At 68.6% G+C, this 12,425-nt stretch carries 10 protein-coding genes; 7 read left to right on the forward strand and 3 right to left on the reverse strand.

Annotated elements, in window-relative coordinates; genetic code table 11:
• Positions 1–33: 33 nt before the first annotated feature.
• A complete protein-coding gene (locus IMW82_RS12665; RefSeq protein WP_211004700.1) occupies positions 34–723 on the reverse strand; it encodes a lipid-binding SYLF domain-containing protein in 690 nt (229 codons plus the stop codon).
• A 97-nt stretch (positions 724–820) separates the two neighbouring features.
• Between IMW82_RS12665 and hemH the strand changes: the two genes are divergently transcribed.
• The gene (hemH, locus tag IMW82_RS12670; RefSeq protein WP_211004701.1) at positions 821–1,876 is read left to right on the forward strand and encodes a ferrochelatase; all 1,056 of its coding nucleotides are present in this window, start codon (positions 821–823) and stop codon (positions 1,874–1,876) included.
• Positions 1,873–2,718 carry an alpha/beta hydrolase gene (locus IMW82_RS12675; RefSeq protein ID WP_211004702.1) on the forward strand — a complete coding sequence of 282 codons (846 nt, stop codon included), beginning with the start codon at positions 1,873–1,875 and terminating at the stop codon, positions 2,716–2,718. The genes hemH and IMW82_RS12675 overlap by 4 nt, the downstream gene beginning before the upstream one ends.
• Positions 2,719–2,728: 10 nt before the next feature.
• Here IMW82_RS12675 and IMW82_RS12680 read toward each other — a convergent pair whose 3' ends face one another.
• Positions 2,729–4,438: a Zn-dependent hydrolase gene (locus tag IMW82_RS12680; RefSeq protein ID WP_211004703.1), complete on the reverse strand. Its 1,710-nt coding sequence runs from the start codon at positions 4,436–4,438 to the stop codon at positions 2,729–2,731.
• Positions 4,439–4,614: 176 nt separating this feature from the next.
• Here IMW82_RS12680 and IMW82_RS12685 point away from each other — a divergent pair, with 176 nt between their 5' ends.
• The 5 genes from IMW82_RS12685 (at position 4,615) to IMW82_RS12705 (ending at position 9,341) form a co-directional block, all read left to right on the forward strand.
• The gene (locus IMW82_RS12685) at positions 4,615–5,901 is read left to right on the forward strand and encodes a TCR/Tet family MFS transporter (RefSeq protein ID WP_211004704.1); all 1,287 of its coding nucleotides are present in this window, start codon (positions 4,615–4,617) and stop codon (positions 5,899–5,901) included.
• Positions 5,898–6,404: a DUF1993 domain-containing protein gene (locus IMW82_RS12690; protein ID WP_211004705.1), complete on the forward strand. Its 507-nt coding sequence runs from the start codon at positions 5,898–5,900 to the stop codon at positions 6,402–6,404. The genes IMW82_RS12685 and IMW82_RS12690 overlap by 4 nt, the downstream gene beginning before the upstream one ends.
• 153 nt (positions 6,405–6,557) lie before the next feature.
• A complete protein-coding gene (locus IMW82_RS12695; RefSeq protein ID WP_108470568.1) occupies positions 6,558–6,779 on the forward strand; it encodes a hypothetical protein in 222 nt (73 codons plus the stop codon).
• Positions 6,780–6,947: 168 nt separating this feature from the next.
• A complete protein-coding gene (locus IMW82_RS12700; RefSeq protein ID WP_211004706.1) occupies positions 6,948–8,612 on the forward strand; it encodes an NAD(P)/FAD-dependent oxidoreductase in 1,665 nt (554 codons plus the stop codon).
• Positions 8,613–8,687: 75 nt separating this feature from the next.
• Positions 8,688–9,341 (forward strand): DsbA family oxidoreductase, encoded by a 654-nt coding sequence (locus IMW82_RS12705; RefSeq protein WP_211004707.1) that lies wholly within the window; start codon positions 8,688–8,690, stop codon positions 9,339–9,341.
• Positions 9,342–9,374: 33 nt separating this feature from the next.
• Here IMW82_RS12705 and IMW82_RS12710 read toward each other — a convergent pair whose 3' ends face one another.
• Positions 9,375–12,347 carry an EAL domain-containing protein gene (locus IMW82_RS12710; RefSeq protein WP_211004708.1) on the reverse strand — a complete coding sequence of 991 codons (2,973 nt, stop codon included), beginning with the start codon at positions 12,345–12,347 and terminating at the stop codon, positions 9,375–9,377.
• Positions 12,348–12,425 lie beyond the last annotated feature (78 nt).

A 12,425-nucleotide genomic window follows, 5' to 3' on the forward strand; every position in this document is an offset into this window, starting at 1 on the left:
ACCCGCCGCGCCGCGCGCACCGGCCTTTCCGTATCAGCGCGAAGTGTACTCTTCGAGCCGGTCGCGAAAGTCGACGACCGGCGTAGGCACGTTGCTGACGCCACCCTCGAAGATGCGCCGCGGCGTGATGCCGGCGCCGTACACCGCGGCGTTCGCATCATAGTCGATGCGCAGCACCGAACCGTCGAGTGCGACACCGGCGAACAGGCCGCGGCTGCGCGAGTAGGAGTAGATCTCGGCCTTCATCTGCGCGTCGGTGGAGGCCGTGGCGGTGCGGCCGACCGGGCCGGCCGCAGCGGAGGCATCGGCGCCCAGGGTGAACTTGCCGTTGACGATCGAATCCACGCCGCGCTGGGTGCGGAACACCAGGATCACGTCAGTCGAGGACACGCCGACCTGGAAGCCCACGCTGCCACCGGTCATGGTGACGAAGCTGGGGTTGGACCAGGTGCCGTCCGGGCTCTTCACCGAGATCAGCCCCTCGCCGCGGCGACCGCCGAAGATGAAGCCGGCCTTGAGCATGTCCGGGATCACCGCGATCGCGCGGGCGTTCTGCAGCAGGTCCTTCGGGATCGCCTTGTCCGGCGCCTGCATGATGTCATTCATCACGCGCACGGCGTTGGTGGCACGCACCAGCGGCGGATCCTCGGCGTGCACGGCCATCGCCGGCAACAGCAGGGCCAGTCCGGCAAGCAGCAGGCGTTGCAGCGATGTCTTCAACATGGGGCAGCTCCACTCGGGTTCGGGGGATGGGCGCGGCGCCACGCGGTGCGCCGGGCTTGTGGCAGACTGCACGGTTCCAGCAGCCACGACTGTCACGATGCCACGCAGCAACCACTATACCGGCGTTGCCGACGATTCCGGTGCGGCGTCCGTTCAGCCCGTTCAGGCTGGCGTACTGCTGGTCAACCTGGGTACGCCGACCGCGCCGACCGCGCAAGCGGTGCGCCCGTACCTGGCCGAATTCCTCGGCGATCCGCGGGTGATCGACTACCCGCGCTGGCTGTGGTGGCTGATCCTGCATGGGGTGATCCTGCGTGTGCGGCCGAAACGTTCCGCGCACGCCTACGCGCGGATATGGGACGAACGCGGCTCGCCGCTGCGTTACGGCAGCGAAGCGCTGGCCGCGGCACTGCAGGCCGAGCTGGACCGGCAGCAGCCCGGCACGCTGCGGGTGGCGCTGGCGATGCGCTACGGCGAGCCGTCGGTGGCACAGACGATCGAACAGCTGCAGCGTGACGGCGTGCGCCGGCTGCTGGTGCTGCCGCTGTACCCGCAGTATTCGGCCACCTCCACCGGTTCGGTGATCGACGCGGTGGCCGACGCCTTCAAGCAACTGCGCTGGCCGCCCGAGCTGCGCATCATCAACGACTACCACGACGAGCCCGGCCACATCGACGCGCTGGCTGCCGGCATCGAGCGCTGGTGGGCGGCGCACGGCCGCGGCGAGAAACTGCTGCTGTCGTTCCACGGCATCCCCGAGCGCTACGTGCGACTCGGCGATCCCTACGCGGAACAATGCCGGCGCACCGCACAACTGCTGCGCGAGCGGCTGCGGCTGGGCGAGGATGAGATGGTTGTCAGCTTCCAGTCGCGGGTCGGCCGCGAACGCTGGCTTCAGCCGTACACCGACGCCACCGTGCGCCAGCTGGCCGCCGACGGCGTGAAGAGGCTCGACGTGGCCTGCCCCGGCTTCGCGGTGGACTGCCTGGAGACGCTGGAGGAGATCGCGATGCAGAACCGCGACTTCTTCATCGCCGCCGGCGGCGAGACGCTGCGCTACATCCCCGCATTGAACGACAGCGCCGAACAGGTGAACAGCCTCGCCGCGCTGGTGCGCCGGCACCTGGGCGGCTGGCCGGAAGCCGCCGCGTGACGCAGCCCGCCGAGCGCCGCATCGCGCTGCCGCACCTGCCATTGGCCGCACAGGTCTGGGGCGATGAGACGCTGCCGCCGTTGCTGGCGCTGCACGGCTGGCTCGACAACGCCGGCAGCTTCGCCCGGCTGGCGCCGCTGCTGGCCACACGCTGGCAGGTAATCGCGCTGGACCTGCCCGGCCACGGCCACTCCGGCCATCCCGCCGCCGGCGCCAGCTACCACTACGTCGACTACGTGCAGGCCGTGCTGGCCGCCGCCGACGTGCTTCAGCTGGATCGCTACACCTTGCTCGGCCACTCGCTGGGCGCGGGCATCGCCGCGCTGGTCGCCACCGCCGCGCCCGAGCGGATCGAGCGCCTGCTCCTGATCGAGGGCCTCGGCCCGCTCGGCGACGACGGCTCGCACACGCTGCAGCGTTTCCGCGATGCGCTGGCGCCACACGGCGCCAGCCGCAAGCCACTGCGGATATTCCGCGATGTCGCCCAGGCGGTCGCCGCACGCAGCATGGCCAGCGGCCTGCCCGCCGAACTGGCGCAGCCGATCGTCGAGCGTGGCCTGGCCGAAACCGATGGCGGCTGGCGCTGGCGCAGCGACCCGCGGCTGACCCGCCCCAGCGCCGTGCGCCTGGCCGAAACGCAGGTTCACGCGCTGCTGCGCGGCATCACGGCACCCACCGCGCTGCTGCTGGCGCAACCGGCCACGCCCTACCTGCCCGGCGCACCGATGCAGGCCCGCGCCGAGTGCGTGGCGAACATCCGTGTCAGCCATCTCGATGGCGGCCACCACCTGCACCTCGAACACCCGGCCGAGGTCGCCGCGTGGATCGACGCGGCGACCTGACGCACGCACCTCAGGGCTGCTTCAACCCCAGCACGTCGAGCCCCTGCTCGAAGCGGATGTCGACCGGGATGTGCGCCTGGTCGAGCCGCTTCAGGTCGCCGGCCAGCTCGGCGTCGACGGCGCCCATCTGGTCGGTGAGCTGTTTCGCGGCGTCGTAGTCGCCGTCGCCCTGGATGGTCAGCAGTTTGGCCGATAGCGCGTTCATCGCCGCGGTCATCTTGTCGAAGTCGACGCGATAGCGGCCGGTCTTTTCATCGCGGCTGAACGCACCCTGCTGCTTGAAGAAGTTGAAGCGCACCATGTTCGCCTTGGCGTGTGCGTCGGACGCGCCGAAGCGCACCGAGCGCAGGATGCCGGCGAGGAAGGTGACGTAGTTGTCCATCAGCTTCGACTTGTCCAGCTCGCCCTTGTCGGCCAGCCGGGTCACCATGTACAGGCCGAGAATGTCCGCCTTGCCTTCCTCGAAGCTGGAGGCCTGGTCCTTCAGCGCCTTGCGCACGGTGCCCTTGCCGTCCAGCGTGTTCTTGATGCCCAGGCCATGCGCCACTTCATGGAACATGGTGTTCTGGAAGAACGCGTCGAAGGTGAGGTTGTGCTGCTGGTCGTCGGCGATCAGCTCCTTCGCGATCGGCAGCATGATCTTGTCGAACTTCGCCTGCATCACGTTTTCCAGCTGCAGGCGCCGAGTACCCTTCTTCAGCTGCACCTGTTCGTCGTTGGGCAGGTTGATCGCGATGGTCTTGGCGCCGACGTTGGCGTCGCCGCCGTAGTAGATCGCGAAGTAGGCGTTGAGGTCGGCGTCGGAGCCGGGCTTTTCCGCCTTGTACTTGTCGGCCACCGGCAAGCCGCGCTGCAGTTCGGGCAGGTACTTGGCGAAGCGCGCCAGTTTCGCGCTCCAGGCCTGGTCCTTGATCAGCACGTAGGATTCGTAGCTGGCCTTGTAGCCGTACAGCTGGTCCTCGTAGGTCTCGATCGGGCCGATCACGAGGTCGACCGGGTTGTGCTTCATGTCCATCCAGGCGAAGTCGCTGGGCTGGTAGTCGTCACTGAGCAGGGCGCCGGCGCGCAGCGTCAGGTATTTTTTGAAACCCGCATCCTTCGCCAGCTTCGCGGCCTGGCGCAGCAGGCCGGCGGTCTTTTCCAGCTCGGCCTTGTATGCCTCGTGGTAGGGCACGCTGATCAGCTGGCCCTGCGCGTCGCGGCGCAGCAAGGTGTACAGCGCGGTCTTGTCCTTCAGCGGCGACTTTTCGAACTCGGCCTTGCTCATGTCGGCCGGGTAGAACTGCGCGCCGGGCGGGCGCGCGCCGACGCCGTCGACGAACGGCTTGTCGTTGTCCAGCCGGTCCCACGGGCCGTAGTTGATCTCGGCGAATTCGCGCGTGGCGGGGTCGGCGATCTTCGCCAGCAAGGCATCCTTGTCGCCCCACGCCTGCTTCCAGTACAGCGCGTTCATGCTGTCGGCCGCCTCGACCAGCAACGCGATCATCTTCTTCTGCCGCGCGTCGAACTTCGACAGGTCGGCACTGAGTTTCACCGTGGCGTAGTCGGCCAGATGCTGCCGCACGGCAGCGCTGGTGCCGGCGTCGGCCGGCGCCGCGGTGGCAGCCGGTGCCGGGGCCAGCTCCTCCTTCGACACCGGCGCCGTGGCGGTGCTCCCCTGGTTGGAGGAACAGGCGGCCAGCGCCAGCAGCAGGCACACGGGAAGCAGACGTCGGAGCATGGCGATTCCTCGGCGAAGGGGTCGCCCATGGTATCGCGCCATGCCACCAGGCGGCGCCCGCGCCGCGGATCGTGTGAACCTCATCGCGATGGCGGCGGCGGGCCCTGCCGCCCCGATGCACATGCCGCGCCGCCGCCGTTCGGCTATCGTGCCCCTCCCATCGCCCCGCCATGCCCATGGACCCGTCGCCGACTCCCGCCGCACCGCGCCACCGGGCCGCGCTGGCCTTCATCTACGTCACCGTGCTGCTGGACATGCTGGCGTTCGGCATCATCATCCCGGTGTTGCCGCACCTGATCGAGCAGCTGGCCGGCGGCGGGATCGCGAAGGCGGCGTGGTGGGTGGGCATCTTCAGTACGGTGTTCGCGATCGTGCAGTTCGTGTTCGCGCCGGTGCAGGGCGCGCTGTCGGACCGCTATGGCCGGCGGCCGGTGATCCTGATCTCCAACCTGGGCCTGGCGCTGGACTTCGTGGTGCTGGCGCTGGCGCCCACGCTGTGGCTGCTGTTTGCCGCGCGCATCCTGCTCGGCATGACCGCGGCCAGCTTCAGCACCGCCAATGCCTACGTCGCCGATGTGATCCCGAAGGAAAAGCGCGCCGCCGCATTCGGCATCCTCGGCAGCGCGTTCGGGCTGGGCTTCATCATCGGCCCCGGCGTGGGCGGCTTCCTCGGCGGCATCGCGCTGCGGCTGCCGTTCTGGGTAGCCGCCGGCCTGGCGCTGTGCAACTTCCTGTACGGCTGCTTCATCCTGCCCGAGTCGCTGCCGAAGGAGCGCCGCACGACCCGGCTCGAACTGCACAGCGCGCACCCGTTCGGTTCGCTGAAGCTGCTGCGCCGCCACCCGCAGGTGCTCGGCCTGGCGGTGGTGCTGTTCCTGGTCTACCTGGCGCACTACGTGCTGCAGACGGTGTTCGTGCTGTATGCGGACTACCGCTACCACTGGGGTCCGCAGGCGGTCGGCTACGTGCTGATGCTGGTCGGCGCCTGCGACGGCTTCGTGCAGGCGGTGCTCACCGGCAAGCTCGCGCCGCGCTTCGGCGAACGCCGCGTGCTGCTGGCCGGCATGCTGTTCGGCGTGGGCGCGTTCCTGGTGATGGGCGTGGCCGACGTGGGCTGGGCGTTCCTGCTCGGCGTGCCGCTGCTGGCACTGTGGGGCCTGGCGATGCCGCCGATCCAGTCGATCATGACCCAGCAGGTCGATCCTTCCGAGCAGGGCCGGCTGCAGGGCGCGATCAGCAGCCTGGGCAGTTTTGCCGGCATTTTCGGGCCGTATCTGTTCGCCCAGGTGTTCGCGTTGTCGATCGCGCCGTCTTCGTCGGTGCACCTGCCCGGTGTAGCCTTCGTGCTTTCCGCCGCGCTGATGCTGGCCGGCATGCTGATCGCGGCCCGGGTGACGCGACGGCGGCCGGCCGCCGCCCCGCCCGCCGAACCCACTCACCCACCACAGGAAGATCATCCATGAGCATTTCGATGTACCAGGTCGCCGTTCCCGTCTGCGTCCGCGCACTGGGCAATCTCGCCCACGTGCTGAAGAAGGGCGAGCAGCACGCGAAGTCGAAGAACGTCAGCGACGAGGTGCTGCTGCAGACCCGGCTGATCCCGGACATGCTGCCGCTGATCAAGCAGATCCAGATCGCCTGCGACATGGCGACCCGCGGCGTGGCCCGCCTGGCCGGCGTGGAGCCGCAAAACTTCGAGGACAACGAGACCACGCTGGAGCAGGCCTACAGCCGCATCGAGCGCTCGATCGCGTACATCAAGAGCTTCACGCCGGAACAGATCGACGGCAGCGAAACCCGCGCGATCCACCTGAAGATGCGCAACGGCGAGATGCACTTCGAAGGCCAGGCCTATCTGCTGCACTTCACCCTGCCGAACCTGTTCTTCCACTGCACCACCGCCTACGACATCCTGCGCCAGGCCGGTACCGACATCGGCAAAACCGACTTCATCGGCAACGCCTGACAAGCGGCACGATGGCGGCCCGTGGGGGTCGCCATCGTGCCGGAATTACCAAAGTGTGATGCACACCACATTCGACCGCCGCTCCGTGGCCTGCCTTCTGCTTGCTGGGAAGTGACACCTCCACTGTCCACTCCCTCATTACGAGCAAGCGTCATGGAACAAATCAAATGCATCATCGTCGGCGGCCCGCAGCATGGCCTGGTGCTCCGCCGCCCGTGGGACCAGCGCCGCCCGGCCCGGCTGTGCGTCATTGCCGCCGATGGCAAGCCGTGCATCGCCGCCGCCCGCCGGCACGACCACAGCATGCGCCCGCACTACCTGCTGCTGCACCCGCATGCCACCGGCGAACAGATCCTGACCATGCTGGCGGCCTGAACTGACGCATCGTGTCACCCCGGGGCCCCGCCGCGCCGGCGCCGGCGCCCGCCGGAAACCGGACACGATGTCGCAGGTCAGGCGCGCTTGTCGGCTGCGCACCGTCGCATCGACAATAGTCGGCCGGGCCCACGCCCACTCCAGCCGACCGACCGTTCCGGGCCTCCCATGCTGCGATTGACCGACCTCAAGCTGCCGCTCGACCACGGCGAGGCCGCGCTCACCGCCGCGATCCTCCGCCGGCTGGACATCGACGCCGCCGCACTCACCGGCTACACCATCGCCCGCCGCGGCTACGATGCGCGCAAGCGCGGCGCGATCATGCTGATCTACGCGCTGGACATCGACACCCCGCGCGAAGCCGAACTGCTCAAGCGTTTTGTCGACGACGCGCACGTGCAGCCCACGCCGGACAGCAGCTACCACTTCGTGGCCAAGGCGCCGCCGCGGCTGGAGCATCGCCCGCTGGTGATCGGCTTCGGCCCCTGCGGCCTGTTCGCCGGCCTGATCCTGGCGCAGATGGGTTTCCGCCCGATCATCCTCGACCGCGGCAAGGAAGTGCGCGAGCGCACGAAAGACACCTGGGACCTGTGGCGCAAGCGCCAGCTGCACCCCGAATCGAACGTGCAGTTCGGCGAGGGCGGCGCCGGCACGTTTTCCGACGGCAAGCTGCACAGCCAGATCCGCGACCCGCAGCATCACGGCCGCAAGGTGCTCACCGAGTTCGTCAAGGCCGGCGCGCCGGAGGAGATCCTCTACGTCAGCAAGCCGCACATCGGCACCTTCCGCCTGGTCTCGATGGTGGAGAACATGCGCGAGACGATCCAGTCGCTGGGCGGCGAGATCCGTTTCAGCCAGCGCGTGGACGATCTGCTGATCGAGACCGACGCCGCCGGCGAGCGTCGCGTGCGCGGCGTCACCCTGGCCAGCGGCGAGCAGCTGCGTGCCGACCACGTGGTGCTGGCGCTCGGCCACAGCGCGCGCGACAGCTTCGAGATGCTGCATGCACGCAACGTCTACCTGGAGGCCAAGCCCTTTTCGATCGGCTTCCGCATCGAACACCCGCAATCGGTGATCGACCGCGCCCGCTTCGGTCCGCAGGCCGGCCACCCGATCCTCGGCGCGGCCGACTACAAGCTGGTGCATCACGGCAAGGGAAATCAGGGCGGACGCGGACGTTCGGTCTACAGCTTCTGCATGTGCCCCGGCGGCACCGTGGTCGCCGCCGCCAGCGAACCCGGCCGGGTGGTCACCAACGGCATGAGCCAGTACTCGCGCAACGAACGCAACGCAAACGCGGCGGTGGTGGTCGGCATCGAGCCGTCCGACTTCGTGCCGTATGACAGCAGCGGCAGCCCGCTCGCCGGCATCGCGCTGCAACGCGCACTGGAAAGCCACGCCTACGTGCTCGGCGGCGAAAACTACAGCGCCCCGGCGCAACTCGTCGGCGATTTCCTGGCCGGTCGCGCCTCGCGCGAATTCGGTGACGTGCAGCCGTCGTACCAACCCGGCGTGACCCTGGGCAACCTCGACAGCGCGCTGCCCGACTACGCGATCGCCGCGATCCGCGAGGCGCTGCCCGCCTTCGAGCGGCAGATCCGCGGCTACGCGATGCACGACGCGATCCTCACCGGCGTGGAGACGCGCACTTCCTCGCCTGTCCGCATCACGCGCGACGACAGCCTGCAAAGCCTCAATACCCGCGGCCTCTACCCCGCCGGCGAAGGCGCTGGCTATGCCGGCGGCATCCTTTCGGCGGCGGTAGACGGCATCAAGGTGGCCGAGGCGGTGGCGCTGGGCATCGCCGGAAGCCGGGTTCCGACCGGCGGTTGATTGCGCCGCATCGTGGCCGCATCTTGATCGGATCGGCAGTATCCGCACTGCCTGTCTCACGATGAAGGTATCCCGATGTCCACGCCCGCCCCGCTCCGTATCGACTTCGTCTCCGACGTTTCCTGCCCGTGGTGCGCGATTGGTTTGGCTTCGCTGCAGCAGGCGCTGGCGAAGCTGGATGGCGAGGTGACGGCCGAGATCCATTTCCAGCCGTTCGAGCTGAATCCGCAGATGGCGGCGGAGGGCGAGGATGCGGTCGAGCACCTGGTGCACAAATACGGCAGTTCGGCCGCGCAGATCATGGCGAACCAGGAGATGATCCGCGCCCGCGGTGCTGCGCTGGGATTCACCTTCGACATGGATCGGCGCCGTCGCGTCTACAACACCTTCGACGCGCACCGGCTGCTGCACTGGGCCGAGCTGGAAGGCCATCACCTCGCGCTGAAGCAGGCGTTGCTGCGCGCCTATTTCACCGACGGCGAAGACGTCAGCGCACACGACACGCTGCTGCGGCTGGCTGTTGAAGCCGGTCTGGACGCGGAACATGCGCGGGAAGTTCTCGCCAGCGACGAGTTCGCCGACGAAGTGCGCGCGCAGGAGCAGTTCTTCCAGAGCCGTGGCATCCACTCGGTGCCGGCGACCATCGTCAACGGCCAGCACCTGATCTCCGGCGGGCAGCCGCCGGAAGCATTCGAGCAGGCATTGCGGCAGATCGCCGCCGCCGGCTGAGCGGGTTCGGCCGCGCCGCAGCTGCGGCCCGGCTCACGCGTCGACCGTGCGCGGCTCCCGCCACTGCGCGATCGGCGCCGGGCGGCCGAGCAGGTAGCCCTGGCCCATCTCGCAGCCCATCGCCATCAGCGCATCGCGCTGGGTCGGCGTCTCGATACCTTCGGCGATCACCTGGATGTTCAGCGCGCGGGCCAGCGCCAGGATCGCCGCCACCACCGTGGTGCTCGAGGTGTTGGCGCCCTTGTCCAGCTCCTGCACGAACGCGCGGTCGATCTTCAGGATGCGCAGCGGCAGCGAGTGCAGGTAGCTGAGCGAGGAATAGCCGGTGCCGAAATCGTCGAGCGCCGCACCGATGCCGATCGCGCGCAGGCGCTCCAGCGTGGCGCGCACGCGCTCGGGGTTGTCCAGCAGCGCGCCCTCGGTGACCTCCATCACCAGTCGCGACGGCGCCAGGCCGGTGCGTTCCAGCAACTGCACCAGGTGCCGGTCGAAATCCGCATGGCGCAGGTGCAGCGCCGAGACGTTCACCGTCATGAAGATATCGCTGCGGCCGAGCTGCTGCAGCCGTCGGCAGCTGAGCTCGAACATGCGCCAGTCGATGGCCTCGACCAGCCCGCTGTCCTCGGCGATCTTCAGGAAATCGCCAGGCCGCAGCACGCCGCGGCGCGGGTGATTCCAGCGGATCAATGCCTCGAAGCCGACCACGCGGTCGCTGCCGTCGAGCGCGCAGATCGGCTGGAAGTACGGCTCGAACTGGTCATGCTGCAATGCCTGACGCAACTCGCCCTCCAGCGTCAGCACGTCGACCACGTTCTTCGCCAGCGTCTCGTCGAACAGCTCGTAGCGCTTGCGGCCCAGTTCCTTGGCCCGGTACAGCGCAATGTCGGCGTCGCGCAGCACCTCGTCAGCCGTCGCGTAGTGATCGTCGCCGATGGCGATGCCCACGCTGGCGGTCACCTGCAGCTCCTTGCCGGCGACCGGCATGGGCGCGCGCAGCGCATCCAGCACGCGCTGCGCCACGGCGATCGCCGCAGCCGGCAGGTCATCCTGCTCCAGCAGGATCGCGAACTCGTCGCCGGACAGCCGCGCCACCAGATCCGGATGGCGCACGCAGCCTGCCAGCCGCCGCGCCACCTCCTTCAGCACCTCGTCGCCGGCCAGGTGGCCGAGGCTGTCGTTGATGATCTTGAAACGATCCACGTCCAGATACAGCAGCGCGCAGCGCTGTTGCGACCCGCGCTGCATCGAAGCCAGCACGCGGTCGATGCGGTCACGCAGGTAGCCGCGGTTCGGCAGCCCGGTGAGCGAGTCGTGCATGACCTGGTGGCGCAGCTGATCCTGCATGCGCTCGCGCTCGCTGATTTCCTTGCGCAAGGCCAGCGTGCGCTCCTCCACCCGGTGTTCGAGCTGCTCGTAGGCGCGCTTCAGCGACTCGGCGGAGCGGCGCCGGGTGAGGCTGTTGGCGATCTGCGAGGCAACGAAGCCGAGCAGTTCCTGATCGGCCACGCCGTACACCACGTCAGGCCGGTAGCTCTGCACGGCGACCAGGCCGATCACCTCGTCACCCACGATCAGCGGCACGCCCAGCCAGTACATCGCGGGGGAATTCATGCGTCCCGGCGCGATCTCGCCGCGTCGTTCAAGTTCCTCGATGTCCGCGTTGTCGACGCACAGCGTCCGTCCCAGCCTGAGCACGTACTCGCTCAGGCCACGCCCCAGCGCGCGTTCGGCCGGTGGCGTCAGCACCGCGTCCACCGAGTAGGGGAAGGTGAGCCGCTGGCGCTCGTCGGAGAGCAGCCCGATGAAGAAGTTCTCCGCGTTCAGCAGCTCGCCCACCACCGCGTGCACGCGCCGGTAGAACGCGTCCTGGCCGATGTCCGCGGTGGCCAGTTCGGCAACCTGGAACAGCGCCGCCTGCAGGTGTTCGGCGCGCTGCCGTTCGACGATCTCCAGCTGCAGGCCACGGTTCGCCTCGGCCAGCTGACGGGTGCGCAGCTGCACGCGTTGCTCCAGGTCCTCCTTGCCCTGCTTGCGCTCCAGTGCGGTGAGGATGTGGCTGCCGACGAACTCCAGCAGGGTGAGGTCCTCGTCGCTGAAGCCGATGTCGGGCCGGTAGCTCTGCACCACCAGCGCACCGCCGAGCTGGCCGTCACGCAGCATCGGCACGCCGAGCCAGTCCGTGCTGTCGGGGCCGATCTGCGCCACCGGCCCGGCGGCCTGGCTGCGCAGCTCGTCGGCGTTGCCCATGCGCGCCTTGCCGTCGCAGATGACGTACCAGGTCAGGGTGTACTCGATCGCGCTCAGCGGCATGTCGAGCCCGTCGCCGGGTACGCGAGGGTCCTCGACATCGACGTAGTACAGGAAACGGATCGTGTCCTGCTCGGCGTTGTGCATCACGATGAAAATGTTTTCCGCGTACATCAGCGTGCTGACGATTGCGTGGATGCCGCGCAGCATTGCCGGCATGTCGCGCTCGGAGCCGGCCAGGTCGGAGATCGCGAACAGCGCGCGCTGCAGGTTTTCGGAACGTTCGAGCTGCTCGTGCGAATCCTGCAGCTCGGCCCACTCCAGCGCCCGCCGCAGATGCTGGCCCGCCAGTTGCAGCGGTGCCTCCAGTTCCGCGAAAAACCCGGCGTCGGCATGCGCGGGCTGGAGTTGCAGCAGCAACACCGCCGGCTCGGGTTGCGAACACAGGCGGATCGCCACGCGCTGCCGGTCCGGGTGCCAGTGCGGGCCATCCGCGTGGCGGGCCGCGCCCAGCCACGGCCCATCGGCCGCTGCGAACGGCGCCGCCGTGAACAGGGTCGGCGGCATGCCGGGCGCGGCGACCACCTCGTCCACCCCCCACAACACGCCGGCCGCAATGCAGCCCGGCCGGGCCTGCACCAGTGCGGCGATCGCCTCGGCCACTTCTTCCGGCGCGTGCGCGTCGATCAGCCGGGCCAGCCAGCTCAGCTGCAACGATCCGTCATGCGACGTCGAATGCACGGTATCGGCACACTTCATCGATGGAGCTCCCCCCAAGCCCGGGCTCGACCAGTACACCCATCGAAACCATGCGGCAACGTTGGCGTCGGGCTTTGC

This window comes from Rhodanobacter sp. B2A1Ga4, assembly GCF_018101315.1.
In the GTDB taxonomy this organism is placed as follows: Bacteria; Pseudomonadota; Gammaproteobacteria; order Xanthomonadales; family Rhodanobacteraceae; genus Rhodanobacter; species Rhodanobacter thiooxydans_A.

Bases quoted from the DNA above. Each gene is read 5' to 3' on its own strand.
- IMW82_RS12665 (WP_211004700.1), bottom strand. From the start codon at position 723: ATGTTGAAGACATCGCTGCAACGCCTGCTGCTTGCCGGACTGGCCCTG.
- hemH (WP_211004701.1), top strand. From the start codon at position 821: ATGCCACGCAGCAACCACTATACCGGCGTTGCCGACGATTCCGGTGCG.
- IMW82_RS12680 (WP_211004703.1), bottom strand. From the start codon at position 4,438: ATGCTCCGACGTCTGCTTCCCGTGTGCCTGCTGCTGGCGCTGGCCGCC.
- IMW82_RS12685 (WP_211004704.1), top strand. From the start codon at position 4,615: ATGGACCCGTCGCCGACTCCCGCCGCACCGCGCCACCGGGCCGCGCTG.
- IMW82_RS12690 (WP_211004705.1), top strand. From the start codon at position 5,898: ATGAGCATTTCGATGTACCAGGTCGCCGTTCCCGTCTGCGTCCGCGCA.
- IMW82_RS12695 (WP_108470568.1), top strand. From the start codon at position 6,558: ATGGAACAAATCAAATGCATCATCGTCGGCGGCCCGCAGCATGGCCTG.
- IMW82_RS12700 (WP_211004706.1), top strand. From the start codon at position 6,948: ATGCTGCGATTGACCGACCTCAAGCTGCCGCTCGACCACGGCGAGGCC.
- IMW82_RS12705 (WP_211004707.1), top strand. From the start codon at position 8,688: ATGTCCACGCCCGCCCCGCTCCGTATCGACTTCGTCTCCGACGTTTCC.
- IMW82_RS12710 (WP_211004708.1), bottom strand. From the start codon at position 12,347: ATGAAGTGTGCCGATACCGTGCATTCGACGTCGCATGACGGATCGTTG.